Origin of the sequence: Streptomyces cellostaticus, from assembly GCF_001513965.1 — a bacterium.
Lineage (GTDB): Bacteria > Actinomycetota > Actinomycetes > Streptomycetales > Streptomycetaceae > Streptomyces > Streptomyces cellostaticus.
In genome coordinates this window covers 101,510-117,842 of sequence record NZ_KQ948037.1, presented here as the reverse complement: position 1 = coordinate 117,842, position 16,333 = coordinate 101,510, and the positions used below count along the sequence as shown (strand labels likewise).

Annotated in this window: 16 protein-coding genes and 1 pseudogene; 7 read left to right on the top strand and 10 right to left on the bottom strand. The window is 66.9% G+C overall.

The genetic code is table 11. The features are described 5' to 3' along the window. Positions 1 to 13 precede the first annotated feature (13 nt). Both AQI88_RS32560 and AQI88_RS32555 read left to right on the top strand, forming a co-directional pair. A complete protein-coding gene (locus AQI88_RS32560; RefSeq protein WP_067006056.1) occupies positions 14 to 1,075 on the top strand; it encodes an ABC transporter ATP-binding protein in 1,062 nt (353 codons plus the stop codon). 12 nt (positions 1,076 to 1,087) lie between these two features. After that, positions 1,088 to 2,209, top strand: a complete 1,122-nt coding sequence (locus AQI88_RS32555) for an ABC transporter ATP-binding protein (RefSeq protein WP_067006054.1) — start codon at positions 1,088 to 1,090, stop codon at positions 2,207 to 2,209. Here the strand turns inward: AQI88_RS32555 and AQI88_RS32550 are convergent. The 5 genes and pseudogenes from AQI88_RS32550 to AQI88_RS32545 form a co-directional block, all read right to left on the bottom strand. Beyond that, entirely contained in the window at positions 2,206 to 2,943 is a 738-nt protein-coding gene (locus tag AQI88_RS32550; RefSeq protein WP_067006052.1) for a class I SAM-dependent methyltransferase, read from the bottom strand. The two genes, AQI88_RS32555 and AQI88_RS32550, sit on opposite strands and share 4 nt — an antisense overlap. A 51-nt stretch (positions 2,944 to 2,994) precedes the next feature. Then, the gene (locus AQI88_RS43870; protein ID WP_079057958.1) at positions 2,995 to 3,198 is read right to left on the bottom strand and encodes a DUF397 domain-containing protein; all 204 of its coding nucleotides are present in this window, start codon (positions 3,196 to 3,198) and stop codon (positions 2,995 to 2,997) included. A gap of 22 nt (positions 3,199 to 3,220) precedes the next feature. Beyond that, a pseudogene (locus AQI88_RS47995) lies at positions 3,221 to 3,421 on the bottom strand (Scr1 family TA system antitoxin-like transcriptional regulator); the annotation flags it as partial. An 8-nt stretch (positions 3,422 to 3,429) separates the two neighbouring features. Continuing rightward, a complete protein-coding gene (locus tag AQI88_RS43860) occupies positions 3,430 to 3,633 on the bottom strand; it encodes a DUF397 domain-containing protein (RefSeq protein WP_079057954.1) in 204 nt (67 codons plus the stop codon). A gap of 4 nt (positions 3,634 to 3,637) precedes the next feature. Beyond that, positions 3,638 to 4,489 (bottom strand): helix-turn-helix domain-containing protein, encoded by an 852-nt coding sequence (locus tag AQI88_RS32545; protein WP_067006050.1) that lies wholly within the window; start codon positions 4,487 to 4,489, stop codon positions 3,638 to 3,640. Between the two features lie 181 nt (positions 4,490 to 4,670). Here AQI88_RS32545 and AQI88_RS32540 point away from each other — a divergent pair, with 181 nt between their 5' ends. Next, positions 4,671 to 5,081 carry an ATP-binding protein gene (locus AQI88_RS32540; protein WP_067006048.1) on the top strand — a complete coding sequence of 137 codons (411 nt, stop codon included), beginning with the start codon at positions 4,671 to 4,673 and terminating at the stop codon, positions 5,079 to 5,081. Positions 5,082 to 5,114: 33 nt separating this feature from the next. Then, the gene (locus AQI88_RS32535) at positions 5,115 to 6,023 is read left to right on the top strand and encodes an RpnC/YadD family protein (RefSeq protein ID WP_067006121.1); all 909 of its coding nucleotides are present in this window, start codon (positions 5,115 to 5,117) and stop codon (positions 6,021 to 6,023) included. Positions 6,024 to 6,254: 231 nt separating this feature from the next. Here AQI88_RS32535 and AQI88_RS32530 read toward each other — a convergent pair whose 3' ends face one another. From AQI88_RS32530 to AQI88_RS32510, 5 genes are all read right to left on the bottom strand, one after another. Further along, a complete protein-coding gene (locus AQI88_RS32530) occupies positions 6,255 to 7,298 on the bottom strand; it encodes an ABC transporter ATP-binding protein (RefSeq protein WP_067006046.1) in 1,044 nt (347 codons plus the stop codon). 26 nt (positions 7,299 to 7,324) lie between these two features. Then, entirely contained in the window at positions 7,325 to 8,350 is a 1,026-nt protein-coding gene (locus AQI88_RS32525; protein ID WP_067006044.1) for an ABC transporter ATP-binding protein, read from the bottom strand. A gap of 11 nt (positions 8,351 to 8,361) precedes the next feature. Next, positions 8,362 to 9,345 (bottom strand): ABC transporter permease, encoded by a 984-nt coding sequence (locus tag AQI88_RS32520; RefSeq protein WP_067006042.1) that lies wholly within the window; start codon positions 9,343 to 9,345, stop codon positions 8,362 to 8,364. Between the two features lie 95 nt (positions 9,346 to 9,440). Continuing rightward, positions 9,441 to 11,222 (bottom strand): ABC transporter substrate-binding protein, encoded by a 1,782-nt coding sequence (locus AQI88_RS32515; RefSeq protein WP_067006040.1) that lies wholly within the window; start codon positions 11,220 to 11,222, stop codon positions 9,441 to 9,443. An 80-nt stretch (positions 11,223 to 11,302) separates the two neighbouring features. Continuing rightward, entirely contained in the window at positions 11,303 to 12,331 is a 1,029-nt protein-coding gene (locus AQI88_RS32510) for an ABC transporter permease (protein WP_208615965.1), read from the bottom strand. Between the two features lie 466 nt (positions 12,332 to 12,797). Here AQI88_RS32510 and AQI88_RS32505 point away from each other — a divergent pair, with 466 nt between their 5' ends. From AQI88_RS32505 to AQI88_RS32495, 3 genes are read left to right on the top strand one after another with little or no spacing between them, the layout of a single operon-like run. After that, positions 12,798 to 14,426, top strand: coding sequence for a peptide ABC transporter substrate-binding protein (locus tag AQI88_RS32505; protein WP_067006037.1), 1,629 nt, complete (start codon positions 12,798 to 12,800; stop codon positions 14,424 to 14,426). A 6-nt stretch (positions 14,427 to 14,432) separates the two neighbouring features. After that, a complete protein-coding gene (locus tag AQI88_RS32500; RefSeq protein WP_067006035.1) occupies positions 14,433 to 15,356 on the top strand; it encodes an ABC transporter permease in 924 nt (307 codons plus the stop codon). Next, positions 15,349 to 16,329: an ABC transporter permease gene (locus AQI88_RS32495; RefSeq protein WP_067006033.1), complete on the top strand. Its 981-nt coding sequence runs from the start codon at positions 15,349 to 15,351 to the stop codon at positions 16,327 to 16,329. Before AQI88_RS32500 ends, AQI88_RS32495 begins: the two co-directional genes overlap by 8 nt. The last annotated feature ends 4 nt before the right edge of the window (positions 16,330 to 16,333 follow it).

Here is a 16,333-nt window from a genome sequence, read left to right as displayed (position 1 = left end):
AAGAACCGCCATTGTGACCACCATGACCAAGGCCGAGGGCGCACCGGCCCCGACCGGGCCGGACGGCTTCCTGTCGGTACGCGACCTGCAGGTGACGTTCTCCACGGAGGACGGGCCGGTCAAGGCCGTCGACGGACTCTCCTTCGACCTGCACCGCGGGAAGACCCTCGGCATCGTCGGCGAGTCGGGTTCCGGCAAGTCGGTCACCAACCTGACGATCCTCGGGCTGCACGACCCGCTGTTCACCACGGTCGACGGCGAGATCCTGCTCGACGGCAAGGAACTCATCACCGCCACCGAGAAGGAGATGGAGAAGCTCCGCGGCAACCGCGCCGCGATGATCTTCCAGGACCCGCTCACCGCCCTCTCGCCCTTCTACACGGTGGGCCGGCAGATCGCCGAGCCGTACATGAAGCACCGGGGCGTCTCCAAGAAGGCGGCCTGGGAACGTGCGGTGGAGATGCTCGCCAAGGTCGGCATCCCCAACCCCAAGGAGCGGGCCCGGGACTATCCGCACCAGTTCTCCGGCGGCATGCGCCAGCGCGCGATGATCGCCATGGCCCTGGTGTGCGACCCGGACCTGCTGATCGCCGACGAGCCCACCACGGCCCTCGACGTGACCGTCCAGGCCCAGATCCTCGACCTGCTCAAGGACCTCCAGCAGGAGTTCGGCTCGGCGATCGTCTTCATCACCCACGACCTCGGCGTCATCGCCGACATGGCCGACGACATCATGGTGATGTACGCGGGGCGCGCGGTGGAGCGCGGCACGGTCGACGAAGTCCTCCGCTCCCCCCAACACCCGTACACCTGGGGCCTGTTGAACTCGATGCCCCGGCTGGACTCCGACCTGAGCACGCCCCTCTCACCCATCCCGGGTGCCCCGCCCTCGCTGCTGACTCCGCCGCCCGGCTGCCGCTTCCACCCCCGCTGCACCTTCCGGGAGCGGGTCGGCGGCACCCGTTGCGTGACCGAGCGCCCCCTGCTGGCTCCGGACCGCGCTTCCGCGTGCCATCTGACGGCGGAGCAGAAGCGGACCATTTTCGTAGAAGAGATCAGGCCTCGACTCGGCTAGGAGGACACCGACATGAAAGAGGACCTGGTCCTCCCCGCCACCCGCGAGGCCACCGAAGACGCGGCTCTGGAGCCGCTGCTGGAAGTCTCGGGCCTGACCAAGTACTTCCCGGTCAGGGGCGGCTTCCCGATCCGCCGTACGGTCGGCCATGTCCAGGCCGTCGACGGCATCGACCTGACGGTGCACGTCGCCGAGAGCTTCGGCCTGGTCGGCGAGTCGGGCTGCGGCAAGTCGACCACGGGCCGGCTGATCACACGGCTGCTGGAGCCGACGTCCGGATCGGTCTCGTACCGCGGCCAGGACATCAGCCACGCGACGCGGAAGCAACTCGCGCCCATCCGCTCCGAGATCCAGATGATCTTCCAGGATCCGTATTCGTCGCTGAACCCCCGCCAGACGGTCGGCAAGATCATCTCCGGGCCGATGGAGATCAACGGGATCGCCCCGGCGGGGGGAAGGGAGAAGCGCGTCCGCGAGCTACTGGAGATCGTCGGCCTGAACCCCGAGCACTTCAACCGCTTCCCGCACGAGTTCTCCGGCGGTCAGAGGCAACGCATCGGGGTCGCTCGTGCACTGTCCCTGGAACCGAAGCTCATCGTGGCGGACGAGCCGGTGTCGGCGCTGGACGTGTCGATCCAGGCGCAGGTCGTGAACCTGCTCCAGCAGGTCCAGAAGGAGCTGGGCATCGCGTTCCTGTTCATCGCCCATGACCTGGCCGTGGTACGTCATTTCTCGCAGCGTGTCGCCGTCATGTATCTCGGCAAGATCATCGAGGTGGGCGACCGCGAGTCCATCTACGACCGCCCGCGCCACCCCTACACCCACGCCCTGCTGTCCGCGGTCCCCGAAGTGAACCTCATGGACGAGGAGGCACCCCAGCACGAGCGCATCCGCCTGGCCGGCGACGTCCCGTCCCCCATCAACCCGCCCTCCGGCTGCCGCTTCCGCACCCGCTGCTGGAAGGCCCAGGACAAGTGCGCGAGCGAGGAGCCGCCGTTGGTCCGGCTGTCGGGGAATCGGTCCGGCCACCTGACGGCGTGCCACTTCCCCGAGGAGCCGACGACCCAGGGCAGGGCCGAGGACATCGTGCTGGATCCGGCGCTGGCGGCGCTGGAGGAGTCCTCGGAGGGCTAGGGCCGGGCCACGGTGATGATCTCCGGGCTGGCGGGGGTGAGCGGCCCCCGCCCCCAGTCCCCGTACTGCTGTACGACGGTCAGGCCGGCCTCGGTGAGGAATGCGCCCAGCCTTTCCTGGTCCAGGAAGCGCAGGGTCGCCGTGCTGACCCGGGGCCGGTCCCAGCCTGCGCCCTCGAAGGTCTCGGTGAAGGTCACCCGGTCCCCGACAAGGCCGCCGCCCCGGACCTCGTGCCAGACGCGTATGGCCGTACAGTCCGTGTCGGTCACCTCGTACACCCGGTCCGGCGTCCAGCGCTCCCAGGCCCGGGCGGCCGGATTCCGCGTCTCGAAGACGAACCGCCCACCGAGCGCCAGCGCGTCCCGCACGGCGGCGAGACAGGTACGCAACTCCTCGTCCGCGAGCAGCACTTGAAAGGCGTGCCCGGTCATGACGACGAGGTCGAACTCGGCCTCCCACAGCCGTGACCGCAGGTCCCCGAGTACCCACTCGACGTCCGGTGCGGCCCGGCGCGCCTGTACGAGCATGGCGGCGGCCGGATCGAGCCCCATCAGCCGCCCACGGTGCCCCTCGGCCCGCGCCCGCCGCAACAGCCTCCCGGTACCGCAGCCGACGTCCAGCACGGAGCGGGCGGATCTCACCAGCTCCAGGTAGAAGTCGTCATCCGGGCCCCAGGGATTGAGGCTCTCGTAGAGCGAGGCGAGCGAGAGATCGGCGAACGAATGATCTACCACCGCGGCAGTCTGACACACGATGCTGAACGGTGCGTCAGTTTCCGGATCACTTCATGAACGAATCTCAGGTTCTGGGGACTTGAGGGCTTGGATGAAGGGTGTGAAGGCTTCGGTTGGGAAGGTGAGGGTTGCTCTGGCTGGGGCTTTGGAGTCGCGGATGGATATGTGGGCGTCCAGGTGTGCGACTTCGACGCAGGCGTCGCCCTGGCCGCCACCGGAGAAGGAAGACTTCTGCCAGGTGTCGGGGGTCGGCATGCTCACAGCTCCTTCGACAGCCGTGGATGAAGTCACGCGAACGGTCGGGGTCGAGTGACACTGCCTCTACCCTACGGAATCGTTTTCGATATCGGTTGAGCTGGGCTTCGGTATCGATGTAGACCGGCCCGCCGGGGCCGTCGCGGACGACGGTGTCCAGCTGGGGGACGGGGCCACCCGCAAACACCATTGCACTACCGGCCCCGCCGAAGCCGTCCAGGTCGAGCTACTTCATGAACGACTCTCATGCTCTGGGGACTTGAGGGCTTCGATGAAGGGGGTGAAGGCGGCGGGCGGGAAGGTGAGGGTTGCTCTGGCTGGGGTCTTCGAGTCGCGGATGGCTATGTGGGTGGGTGCGGTCGCGACTTCCACGCAGGCGTTGCCCTCGCCGCCTCCGGAGTAGGACGACTTCCGCCAGGTGTTGGGGGTGATCACCGCTTCACAACTCCTTCGCCAGCTTGTGGATGACGTCCCGCGAACGCTCCGGTTCGAGTGACGCGTTCTCCAGCCTACGGAAAAGTGTTCGGAAGTGGGCGAGCTGGGCTTCGGCGTCGAGGAAGGCCGTGCCGTGGGGGCCGTCACGTACCACGGTGTCCAGCCTCGGGATGGGACCGCCCGCGTAGACCATGGCGCTGCCGGCGCCGGCGAACCCGTCCAGGTCGAACGGGATGACGCGCACGGTGATGTGGTCGGCTTCGGAAAGTTCCAGTACGCGGGTCAACTGGGCACGTGTTGCGGGGCGGTCGCCGACCCTGATGCGCAGCGCACCCTCGTGGATCACGGCCTCGTACGGGATCGGGTGTGGGCGCTCGATGATGACCCTGCGCTTCATCCGGTGTTCCACCCGAAGCTCGACCTCTTTCCCGGGGAACTCCGGGTTGACGTAGGAGAACAGCGCGCGGGCGTAGTCCTCGGTCTGAAGAAGACCGGGGATGTGCAGGAAGTCCGCGTCCCAGCGAAAGCTGGCGTGGTGTTCCAGCTCGGACAAGTCCAGGTAGGGCGTAGGCAGCCGTTCCCGGTACTCCTCCCACCAGCCGCGCGTGCGATCGGTGGCCATGGCCACCAGCGCGTCAATCAACTCGCCATCAGGGCAGGCGTAGTTGGCCGCGAGGCTGCGCAGCCGTTCCTCGCTCACCCCGGACAGTCCGGATTCGATGTGGCTGATCTGGACGTGACTTACGTCGAGCAGTGCCGCCGTCTCACGGGCAGTGAGACCTGCCGCATGGCGGAGTCTGCGCAGTTCGAGTGCCAGGCGCAACTGACGTGCTGTTGGTTCGCGCCTCGTCGTCATCGACTGCTCCTCCTCGTTCGGGCCTAGATTATGCGACCGACTTGCCCGACCGAAACTGTAACCCCTACCGTCAGTGATGCGCCGCACACACAGCGGAAGCGCACCGCTCCGTCCTGCCATGACGGCTGCGGCATTGCCACCGTGTGCGAAATCCCCACTCATCCAACGGAGCTGAAGACGCATGCCCGAAAGTGAAACCTGGGACTACACGCTCTACATCCCCAACGACCTCAGAGCGGTTACGGTCTGCCGCCGCACCCTGCGCGTGATCCTGACGCTGCACGGCCTCATCGGGCTGGTCGACACCGCGGAACTCCTCGCGGCAGAGCTGGTCTCGAACGCCGTACGGCACACGAAAGGGCCTGCTGCCCTCAGGGTCCGGCGCAACCCGGAGGGCATGGTCTGGATCGGGGCGTGGGACTCCGACCCCGAACCGCCGGACCCGCCAAGGCCGTTGGAGCAGGCTGTCGAGCTGGAGGAGGGGCGGGGGCTGGGTCTCGTCATGAGCTGCGCCGATTACTGGGGCTGGCAGCCGTCGGCCCGGTTCGGGAACCGGGGCAAGTTCATGTGGTGCGAACTTGCGGCGGCATAGCTCGTTGATCACGTCGTACGAAAGGAGATGCTGATGGTCGGCTCGTCGCATGAGGCGTTGCACCGGATCTTTCAGAAGGATCCGGCGCTGCTGACGCGGGCGTTACAGAGTGTGCTGCAGGTGCCGTTTCCCGAGCCGCGGGAGATCGCGGCGCTGAACGTGGACCTGACGGAGATCGAGCCGGTCGAGCGGCGGGTGGACACGTTGCTGCGGGCGGAGACGGACGAGGGCACGTACCTGCTGGTGGTGGAGTCGCAGGGGAAGGTGGACGATCGCAAGCGGGGCAGTTGGCCGTATTACCTCAGCTACCTGTACGAGAAGTACCGCTGCGAGCCGGTGCTGATCGTGATCACCCAGAGCAGCGCTACGGCGCAGTGGGCGTCGCGCCCGATTCGGCTGGGTTTCCCGGGCTGGGAATCGCTGACGGTGCGTCCGCTGGTCCTGGGCCCGGACAACGTGCCGGTGATCGCGGACGAGCGTCAGGCGGAACGGGACGTACCCCTTGCGGTGCTCTCGGCGATGACACACGGGCGTGGCCCGCAGGCCCCGGCCATACTGGAATCCCTGGCGTCCGCCCTGCGGACCATCGACCCCGACAGCGCCGCGGTCTTCGTGCAGTTCGTCGACTCATGCCTGGCCGACCCCCAGGCGAAGCAGATGTGGAGGGATTTGATGACGGCGATCCAGTACTTCTGGCGACACCCACTGGCCGAACAGGTACGCGAAGAAGGCCGGGAGCAAGGCCTGGAGCAGGGCCGAGAACTGGGCCGTGCTGAGGCCAAGGCGGAGATGATCCTTCACATCCTGCAATGGCGTGGCATCTCGGTGCCCGACGCCGTCCGTGAGCGGGTGAGCACCTGCACGGATCTGGACCGACTGGAGCTGTGGGCACAGCGGGCGGTGCACGCGAAGGACGCGGCGGAGCTGTTTGCCGAGGAGTGAGTGAGCGGGACTGGGGTGGGGCCGCCCGCCACGGGGCAAAGGGGTGGTGGCCATGATTTCTGAGTGGCAGATCCACCATTTGGCGACGTGCGTGACTGGCAGGCAATGAGAAGGGCCCGCACATGCTCACATGTGCGGGCCCTCGTTCCCCGGGACCGGACGTTCATGGGCTCGGGTCAATGGGCCGAGAAAGTCCGTTCCGCAAGGGGGCGGCTGACGGAAAGGGGTGTGTCAGGCCGCCGCCTCGGGGTCCTTGGAGAGACGGGGGGCCGGGACGGTCTCCGTCGTCTCAGGGTAGTGGCAGGCCGTCAGGTGGCCCGGCTTGTTGCCCTCCACCTGCACCAGCGGCGGGGCCTCCGTCGCACACTTCTCCGTCGCCTTCCAGCAGCGGGTGCGGAAGCGGCAGCCGGAGGGCGGGTTGATGGGGGAGGGGACGTCGCCGGCCAGGCGGATGCGCTCGCGCGGCTCCTCGTCCACCGTGGCCTCGGGCACGGCGGAGAGCAGGGCCCGGGTGTAGGGGTGGCGCGGGTTCTCATACAGGTCCTCGCGGTCGGCGATCTCGACGATCTTGCCGAGGTACATGACCGCGACGCGCTGCGAGAAGTGCCGGACGATCGCCAGGTCGTGGGCGATGAACACGAACGCGATGCCGAGTTCCCGCTGGACCTTCTGGAGCAGGTTGACCACCTGGGCCTGGATCGACACGTCCAGGGCGGAGACCGGCTCGTCCGCCACGATCAGCTTCGGCTGCAGGGCCAGCGCGCGGGCCACGCCGATACGCTGGCGCTGACCGCCGGAGAACTCGTGCGGGAAGCGGTTGAAGTGCTCGGGGTTGAGGCCGACGATCTCCAGGAGTTCGCGGACGCGCTTCTCGCGGCCGCCCTCCGGGTTGATGTCGTTGATCTCCATCGGGCCGGAGATGATCTTGCCGACCGTCTGCCGCGGGTTCAGCGACGCGTACGGGTCCTGGAAGATCATCTGGATCTCGGAGCGGATCGGCGCCAGCTCCTTGCGGCCCGCGTGCGTGATGTCCTGGCCGCGGTAGGTGATCTTGCCGCCGGTCGGCTCCATCAGGCGGGTGATCAGCCGGCCCGTGGTCGACTTGCCGCAGCCGGACTCACCGACGAGGCCGAGGCTCTCGCCCTCGGCCACCTGGAAGTCCAGGCCGTCCACGGCCTGCACCGCGCCGACGGTGCGCCGGATCGGGAAGCCGCCCTTGATCGGGAAGTGCTTGGTCAGCCCCGAGACGTCCAGGAGGGGGGTTGTGTTGCTCATGGTCGTGAAGTCCCGTCTACTGTCCGTCAGTTGTGCCGGGTTGCGGCGAAGTCGGCGAAGAGATCCTGCTTCTGCTCCTGGGTGAGGTGGCAGGCGGAGCCGCGGCCCTCGACAACCTCAAGGGTCGGCCGGTCGCTGGAGCACAGCCCGCCGGACACCTTCTCGGCGAAGGCGCAGCGCGGGTGGAAGCGGCAGCCGGACGGCGGGTTCAGCAGCGAGGGCGGCGAACCGGGGATCGGCGTCAGCGGAACGTCCACCGACCCGTTGAGGGTCGGCATCGAGTTCATCAGGCCCAGGGTGTAGGGGTGGTCCGGCGAGCGGAGCACCTCCTTCTTGGTGCCGCGCTCCACGCACCGGCCGCCGTACATCACCAGCACGTCGTCGGCGATGTCGGCGATCACGCCGAGGTCGTGGGTGATGAAGATGATGGCGGTGCCGAACTCCTGCTGGAGGTCCTTGAGCAGGTCCATGATCTGGGCCTGGACCGTCACGTCGAGGGCCGTGGTCGGCTCGTCGGCGATCAAGAGCTCGGGGTCGCAGACCAGTGCCATGGCGATCATCGCGCGCTGGCGCATACCGCCGGAGAACTGGTGCGGGTACTCGTCCACGCGGACGTCCGGCTGGGGGATACCGACCCGGCGGAGCATCTCGACGGCACGGGCCCGTGCCTCCCGCTTGGACGCGCCGGTGTGCTTGCGGTACGTCTCCGCGATCTGCACGCCCACCGTGTGGTACGGGGACAGAGAGGCCAGAGCATCCTGGAAGATCATGGACATCTTGTTGCCGCGCAGCTTCTCCAGCGTCCGCTCGGACGCCGTCAGCAGCTCCTGGCCGTCGAGGATGATCTCGCCGTCCATGGTGGTGCGCTCGCGGTTGTGGAGGCCCAGGATCGACAGGTTGGTCACCGACTTGCCCGAGCCGGACTCGCCGACGATGCCGAGCGTCTTGCCCTTCTCCACATCGAAGGAGAGCCCGTCGACGGCCTTGACCAGGCCGTCCTCGGTCGAGAAGTGCACGCGCAGGTCGCGAACGGAGAGGAAGGGGGTGCTCATCAGATCTCTCCTTAGGCGAGGCGGACGCGCGGGTCGATGAGGGCGTAGACGGCGTCTACGACGATGTTGAACAGGACGATCGCGCCGGCGGCCACCAGGACGACACCGAGGAGCATGGGCAGGTCGTTGTCGCGTACGGCCTTCACCGAGAGTGCGCCGATGCCGTGCAGGCCGAACGTCTGCTCCGTGATGACCGCGCCGCCGAGCAGCGAGCCGAGGTCCAGGCCGAGGATCGTCACGATCGGGCCCATGGCGCCGCGCCAGGCGAAGCGGAAGAACACGGTGCGCGCGGATAGGCCCTTGGCACGTGCGGTGCGGACGTAGTCCTCGCTCAGGGTCTCAACCAGCTGCGAGCGGGTCATACGCGTGTAGTTGGCCGTGAAGATGATCGCGAGCACGAACCACGGCAGCAGCAGGCCCGAGAACCAGGCCCCGGGGTCGTCGGTGAAGCCGGAGCTGTCGTTCGGGCGGTCGAGGATGCCCCACTCGTCGGAGAGGTAGTACATCGCGACGATGCCGACGATGTAGATCTGCAGCGACGAACCGATCAGCGAGGCCGAGGAAGCGATCTTGTCCAGCGCCTTGCCCTGCTTGACAGCGGCGATCATGCCGGTGCCGACGCCGAAGATGACGAACACGACCGCGCTGCCCAGGGCGAGAGAGATCGTGGTCGGGAAGCGGTCCTCGATCAGGCTGAGGACCGGCACGCGGTTCTGGAACGAGTAGCCGAGGCACGGCGCGTTGCAGTGGCCGAAGGACGCGTAGTCGCGGCCCACGAAGACGCCTTCGAGCCAGTGCCAGTACTGAACCGGCAGCGGATCGTCGATGCCCAGGTTGTGCTTGACCAGCGCCAGAGTCTGTGGCGTGCAGACCTTGCCGCAGGCGACCCGGGCGGGGTCACGCGGTGCGACATAGAAGAGGAGGAAGGTGATGGCACTGATGATCAGCAGGATCACCGCTGCGCCGAGTATCCGGCGGACGAGAAAGCGGAACATGGCGATGGGATTCCCTGGGCGACGCCGTGGTGGGGGCGGAAGGGGGGTGGGCGGGGCGCCGGTGTGTGGCGCCCCGCCCCTGGACTGGCTGGTGCTTACGCCTTCACGTGCAGCTTGTACATGATGAAGCCCGAGAACAGCGGGTCGAACAGCGCGCCGCCGACCTTCGAGCCGTACAGGTAGAACCGGCGCTGGAAGGTTTCGGGGATGATCGGAGCGAGCTCCGTCATGATCTTCTTGTCCAGCTCTTCCCAGGCCGCGCCGGCCGCCTTCGGGTCGGTGATGACGGCGTTCTTCTTGATCGCGTCGTTGACCCAGCTCACGTTCAGCTGCGAGACGTTGTTGGAGCCGTTGGCGATCGTGGCGCCGTCGAACAGCGGCTGCATGACGGTGTAACCGGTCGGCCAGTCCGGGGACCAGCCGAACCACATCACGTCGAAGTTGTTGTCGATCTGCTGGACCTGGTCGTAGTAGCTGCCCTGGTCCACCGCCTTGACGACCGGGTCGAAGCCCGCCGCCTTCAGGGCGTTGACGATGACGACCTTGGTCTTCTCGTAGGCGTCGTTGCCACCCTTGGGGTAGGTGTAGACGATCTTCTGGCCGACCTTGCCGGCTTCCTTCAGCAGCGCCTTGGCCTTCTCCGGGTCGCCCTGCGGCTTCTTCGCCTTGCCGTAGACGTCCTGGTGGTCGTAGCCGAGGATGTCCGGGCTGATGATGGAGGTCGCGTAGTCACCGGCGGACTGGCCACCGTAGATACGGCGGATCTGCTCCAGCGGCCAGGCGTAGTTGAGCGCCTGACGCACCTTCGGGTCGGTGATGCGCTTGCAGTTGATGGCGTAGTAGTACAGGCCGCTGAGCAGACCGTTGATGGTCCGCTTCTTCAGCTCGGGGTCGGTCAGCACCTTCTGCAGACGCTCGGCGGGCACACCGCTGTACGCCATGACCGCGTACTGGTCGTCGCCGCTCTGGGCGATCAGCCGGTCGGCGGCCGCCAGGCCCTCGGTGCCGAACTGGAAGGTGAAGCTGTCCGGGTAGGCGTTGCGGATAGCGTCCGTCTTCGGGTCCCAGTGCGGGTTGCGCACCAGCTTCATCGACTTGTCGATCGCGTGCTGGGCGATCTTGTAGGGACCGGCGGAGACCGGGTCCTTGTCGTACTTCTCCTTGGTGTCGTGGCCGACCGGCACGGCGCCGTAGGAGTGCATCGCCAGGGTGAAGTTGAGGTCCGGGCGCGCGACCTTCAGCTTCAGCGTGATGGTCTTCTTCGCCTTGTCGGTGACGATGGAGTCCAGGTGCTTGTTGCTGAACGGGCCCTTGTACTTGGAGCGGAAGTCGCTGGAGCCGACGAGCGCGGACTGGACGTACATCGCGCCTTCGGTGGTGAAGGTGGCGAACGCGCGCTCGATGCCGTGGCGGACGTCCTCGACGGTCAGCTCGCTGCCGTCGTCCCACTTCAGACCGTCCTTCAGGGTGAAGGTCCAGGTCTTGCCCTCGTCGGCCATGGTGCCGGTGTCGGTCGCGAGGTCACCGACCAGCTTCATGGAGCCGTCGGAGGCGATCTTGTAGCCGGTCAGGGCACGGATGTAGAGGTTGGCGACGGTGGAGTTCCAGGCGTAGTAGATGCGCTGGGGGTCCAGGTGGGAGAAGTCGCTCGGGCCGATGCCGATGATGTTCCCGCCCTTCTTCGCACCCTCGATCTCGGGGGCGGGGCCCGTCGAGTCCTCCTTGGTGCCGACGGTCACGGAGCCCGTGTACTTGTCGGTACCCGCGTGCTTGCCGCTGTTCCCGCCACCGCCGCCGCTGCTGCACGCGGAGAGGACCATGGAGCCGCCGGCTGCGACCGACGTGGCGATGACGAAGTTTCTGCGGGAAAGGGACATGGCTTCCTGCTCTGCTCGAGGAGAGATACGAACTGCTCCGGCGGGCCCCGTCGCCCGAGCCGGAAGGTGGAAAGGGAGGTTCAGCGCCCGGCCTTGGGGTCCAGTGCGTCACGCACCGAGTCACCGAGGAGGTTGAAGGCGACGACGAAGATCACCATCGTCACGCCCGGGAAGAGCATGTACGTGATGTCGCCCTGGTAGAACTTGGACGCGTTCTGGACCATGACGCCCCAGTCCGGGGTCGGGTCGGAGAGTCCGACGCCGAGGAAGGCCAGACCGGCCTCGATCGTCACGTAGGCGGGCAGCGCCAGGGTCGCCTGGATGAGGATCGGCGTCCACAGGTTGGGCAGCAGTTCCTTGAAGATGATCCGCGCCGGGGACGCTCCGGTCACCTTGGCGGCTTCCACGAACTCCCGCTCGCGCAGGGCGAGTACCTCACCGCGCAGCAGACGCGCGATGGGTGCCCAGCCGAACGCCGTCATGACGGTGATCAGGGAGACGACGATGAGCCAGGTCGGGGTCGCTTCGTCCGGGGACACCAGGATCGTGAGCATCACCGGCCAGAAGCCGATGAAGAACAGGGTCTGCGGGAAGGCCAGCAGGATGTCGATGATCCGGCCGACGAAGTAGTCCGTCTTGCCGCCCAGGTAGCCGGCGGTGAGACCGATGACCACGCCGAAGAAGGCCACCAGCAGGGTCGTCGCCGCGGAGATCAGCAGCGAGTTGCGGATCGCGTAGAGCAGGAACGTGAAGACGTCCCGGCCGAGCTGCGGGTCGATGCCGAACCAGAAGTCCCCGCTCATGCCACCGTTGGGCCCGGCGGGGTAACTGAAGTCGTTGAGCAGGCTCGGGTCGTTCTGGCCGTAGGTGGTGTACGGATCCTTGCCATACACCTTGGCGATCAGCGGCGCGCAGATGCCGGCCACGAAGAAGAAGATCACCACGAAGGCGGATATGACACCCGTCCGGTCACGCTTGAAGCGGGTCCAGGCCAGCCGTCCCGGAGAGCGGCTCTCGGTGCCCTTGAGGGTGGCGGGCTTCGCCGATGCGGCGCTGTCTTCGTCGGTCACCTCGAGTGGGGTGGCCTGGGAAGGAGTAGGGGGGGTCATGATGCTCCGTGCCCTGTGGTCAAGGCTCCGCAGGGCGGTCCCTACGGGCTACGCCGGACTTTTTCAACGCAATTCATTCAAGGTCAATAAATTCTCGGTCGGCTTGGTTTTCTCTTTACCTTCTTTACTCTAGCTTGGCCGTTCCGTAGCTACGCGGGTAGCACGCCGTAATCAATCCGTGCTTCACATCGGACTAACCGGACTATTCCGGCAAGGAGTTCGATATGCGGACGGTGGTGTGTCGACATGCGTACATCGACCCGTCGTAATCCAACGTTTCGGCATCGTTGCGCGGAGATCCATTGCGCCGGTGGCTGAAGATCGTCGGGGCGTGACTCCGGGGCTGCCTGCATTCGGATGACGTGTCCCCCTAAAGGGCCTTCAATCGGGCGGCGGGCATGCGATTTGCGCCGTACGTGCCGATATTGACCGGTAGGCGGTTCGGTGATCACGGAGGAGGCACGCTATGCGGGGAACCACGCACGCCCTAGGGGCTGTCGGCGCGGTGGCAGTGGCGCTCGCGGCCACCGGCTGCGGGGGAGGCGGCTCAAGCGGCGTCGGGGGCGGCCCCGGGGTGCTCAGCTCCTCCTGGGGCGATCCGCAGAACCCGTTGGAGCCGTCCAACACCAACGAGGTCCAGGGCGGCAAGGTCCTCGACATGGTCTTCCGGGGCCTGAAGCGGTACGACCCGAAGACCGCCCAGGCGAAGGACATGCTCGCCCAGAGCATCGAGACCAAGGACTCGCAGAACTTCACCATCAAGGTCAAGGGCGGCTGGACCTTCTCCAACGGCGAGAAGGTGACCGCCAGGTCCTTCGTGGACGCCTGGAACTACGGGGCGAGCCTGAAGAACAACCAGAAGAACGCCTACTTCTTCCGTTACATCGACGGTTACGACAAGGTGCACCCCGACAGCGGCTCGCAGAGCGCCGAGATCCTCTCCGGTCTGAAGGTGGTGGACGACCGCACCTTCACCGTCAAGCTCAACCAGAAGTTCTCCAGCTTCCCGGACACCCTCGGCTACGCGGCCTTCGACCCGCTGCCCCGTACCTTCTTCACCGATCACTCGGCCTGGCTGAGCAAGCCGGTCGGCAACGGGCCCTACACCATCGAGTCCTATACGAAGGGCTCGCAGATGGTCCTGAAGAAGTGGGACGGCTACCCCGGGTCCGACAAGGCCCAGAACAGCGGCGTGACCCTGAAGGTCTACACCGACCCCAACACCGCCTACACCGACCTGATGTCCGGCAACCTCGACCTCACCGACGACGTCCCCGCCGCGCAGCTGAAGAACGTCAAGAGCGACCTGGGCGGTCGGTACATCAACACACCCGCCGGCATCATCCAGACTCTCGCCTTCCCCTACTACGACCCGGCCTGGAACAAGCCGGGCTCGGAGAAGGTCCGCACGGGCCTGTCCATGGCGATCGACCGCAAGCAGATCACCGACACCATCTTCCGGAAGACCCGCACCGCGGCCACGGACTGGACCTCGCCGGTGCTCGGCACGGCCGGCGGTTTCAAGGAGGGCCTGTGCGGATCGGCCTGTGACTACAACCCGAGCCAGGCCAAGAAGCTGATCCAGGAGGGCGGCGGGCTCCCCGGCGGCCAGGTCAAGATCACGTACAACGCGGACACCGGCTCGCACCGGGAGTGGGTCGACGCCGTGTGCAACTCCATCAACAACGCACTCGGCAATGACAAGGCATGTGTGGGGAACCCGGTGGGCACCTTCGCCGACTTCCGGAACCAGATCGGGCAGCACAAGATGTCCGGGCCGTTCCGCGCGGGCTGGCAGATGGACTACCCGCTCATCCAGAACTTCCTCCAGCCGCTCTACTACACCAACGCCTCCTCCAACGACGGCAAGTGGTCCAACAAGGACTTCGACAAGCTCGTCGACCGGGCCAACGCCGAGACCGACACCGCCAAGGCCATCCCGCTCTTCCAGCAGGCCGAGGGCGTCGTCCGGGACAACATGGCCGCCATCCCGCTCTGGTACCAGAACGGCACCGCCGGCTACTCCGAGCGGCTGTCCCACGTGGCGCTCAACCCGTTCAGCGTCCCCGTCTACGACGAGATCAAGGTCGGCTGAGCCGCCATGGGGCGCTACGTCGTCCGGCGGCTGCTCCAGATGATCCCGGTGTTCATCGGGGCCACGCTGCTGATCTTCCTGATGGTGAACGTGATGGGCGATCCCATCGCGGGGCTGTGCGGCGAGCGGGCCTGCGATCCGGCGACGGCCGCGCAGCTGGAGAAGGAGTTCGGCTTGGACAAGCCGGTCTGGCAGCAGTACCTGACCTATATGGGGAACGTCTTCACCGGAGACTTCGGTACGGCGTTCAACGGCCAGCCGGTCACCGAGCTGATGGCCACGGCGTTCCCCGTCACCATCCGGCTGACCGTCGTCGCCATCCTCTTCGAGATCGTCATCGGGATCACGCTCGGCGTCGTGACGGGCCTCAGACGCGGGCGGCCCGTCGACACGGGAGTGCTCCTCACCACTCTGGTCGTGATCTCCGTACCCACCTTCGTGACCGGTCTGCTGCTCCAGCTGCTGCTCGGCGTCCAGTGGGGCTGGATCAAACCGTCCGTCTCCCCGGACGCGGCCTTCGGCGAGCTGATCGTGCCCGGTCTGGTCCTCGCCTCCGTCTCGCTCGCCTACGTCACCCGGCTGACCCGCACCTCCATCGCGGAGAACAGACGGTCCGACTACGTCCGTACGGCCATCGCCAAGGGCCTGCCCCGTGGGCGGGTCATCACCCGGCACCTGCTGCGCAACTCCCTCATCCCCGTCGTCACCTTCATCGGCGCCGACATCGGAGCGCTGATGGGCGGGGCGATCGTCACCGAGCGGATCTTCAACATCCACGGCGTCGGCTACCAGCTCTACCAGGGCATCGTGCGCCAGAACACCCAGACGGTCGTCGGCTTCGTGACCGTCCTCGTGCTGGTCTTCCTGGTGGCCAACCTGCTCGTGGACCTCCTGTACGCCGTACTCGACCCGAGGATCCGCTATGCCTGAGCAGCCGTACGAGCCCGACCGGGCCATCGCGGGGACCGGGGCGGGCGGCGCGATGGACCTGGCGGCGAGCGAGGCGCAGACCCTGGAGAAGACGCCAGGAGGCCCCGAGGGCACGGGCCCGCAGGCCAAGCCGCGCTCGCTCTGGTCCGACGCCTGGCGGGACCTGCGGCGCAACCCCGTCTTCCTCGTCTCCGCGCTCGTCATCCTCTTCCTGGTCTTCATCTCCCTGTGGCCCTCGGCGATCGCCTCCGGCAGCCCCCTCAAGTGCGACCTGTCCAAGGCTCAGGACGGCCCCGGGCCGGGCGCCCCCTTCGGCTACGACGGCCAGGGCTGCAACGTCTACACGCGGACCGTGTACGGCGCCCGTACGTCCGTCACGGTGGGCGTGTGCGCCACGCTCGGGGTCGCGCTCCTGGGGTCGGTGCTGGGCGGACTCGCGGGCTTCTTCGGCGGCGTCTGGGACTCGCTCCTGTCCCGGACCACCGACATCTTCTTCGCCATCCCGGTCGTCCTCGGCGGTCTCGTCCTCCTCTCCGTGGTGACCAGTAATACGGTCTGGCCGGTCATCGGGTTCATGGTGCTGCTCGGCTGGCCGCAGATCTCCCGTATCGCGCGCGGCTCGGTCATCACCGCCAGACAGAACGACTACGTGCAGGCGGCCCGCGCCCTCGGCGCCTCCAACTCCCGCATACTGCTGCGGCACATCGCGCCCAACGCCGTCGCGCCCGTGATCGTCGTGGCGACCATCGCGCTGGGCACCTACATCGCGCTGGAGGCGACCCTGTCCTACCTCGGCGTCGGACTGAAGCCGCCGAGCGTCTCCTGGGGCATCGACATCTCCGCCGCTTCCCCCTACATCCGCAACGCCCCACACGCGCTGCTGTGGCCCTCCGGCGCGCTGGCGGTCACCGTCCTGGCCTTCATCATGCTCGGCGACGCGGTGCGCGACGCCCTCGATCCGAAGCTGAGGTGATGGC

What these genes read in the sequence shown, in the direction of transcription:
- AQI88_RS32495 (WP_067006033.1), top strand. Translation starts at nt 15,349, where the DNA reads ATGCCTGAGCAGCCGTACGAGCCCGACCGGGCCATCGCGGGGACCGGG.
- AQI88_RS32540 (WP_067006048.1), top strand. Translation starts at nt 4,671, where the DNA reads ATGCCCGAAAGTGAAACCTGGGACTACACGCTCTACATCCCCAACGAC.
- AQI88_RS32545 (WP_067006050.1), bottom strand. Translation starts at nt 4,489, where the DNA reads ATGACGACGAGGCGCGAACCAACAGCACGTCAGTTGCGCCTGGCACTC.
- AQI88_RS43870 (WP_079057958.1), bottom strand. Translation starts at nt 3,198, where the DNA reads ATGCCGACCCCCGACACCTGGCAGAAGTCTTCCTTCTCCGGTGGCGGC.
- AQI88_RS32505 (WP_067006037.1), top strand. Translation starts at nt 12,798, where the DNA reads ATGCGGGGAACCACGCACGCCCTAGGGGCTGTCGGCGCGGTGGCAGTG.
- AQI88_RS32500 (WP_067006035.1), top strand. Translation starts at nt 14,433, where the DNA reads ATGGGGCGCTACGTCGTCCGGCGGCTGCTCCAGATGATCCCGGTGTTC.
- AQI88_RS32525 (WP_067006044.1), bottom strand. Translation starts at nt 8,350, where the DNA reads ATGAGCACCCCCTTCCTCTCCGTTCGCGACCTGCGCGTGCACTTCTCG.
- AQI88_RS32520 (WP_067006042.1), bottom strand. Translation starts at nt 9,345, where the DNA reads ATGTTCCGCTTTCTCGTCCGCCGGATACTCGGCGCAGCGGTGATCCTG.
- AQI88_RS32535 (WP_067006121.1), top strand. Translation starts at nt 5,115, where the DNA reads ATGGTCGGCTCGTCGCATGAGGCGTTGCACCGGATCTTTCAGAAGGAT.
- AQI88_RS32510 (WP_208615965.1), bottom strand. Translation starts at nt 12,331, where the DNA reads ATGACCCCCCCTACTCCTTCCCAGGCCACCCCACTCGAGGTGACCGAC.
- AQI88_RS32530 (WP_067006046.1), bottom strand. Translation starts at nt 7,298, where the DNA reads ATGAGCAACACAACCCCCCTCCTGGACGTCTCGGGGCTGACCAAGCAC.
- AQI88_RS32515 (WP_067006040.1), bottom strand. Translation starts at nt 11,222, where the DNA reads ATGTCCCTTTCCCGCAGAAACTTCGTCATCGCCACGTCGGTCGCAGCC.
- AQI88_RS32555 (WP_067006054.1), top strand. Translation starts at nt 1,088, where the DNA reads ATGAAAGAGGACCTGGTCCTCCCCGCCACCCGCGAGGCCACCGAAGAC.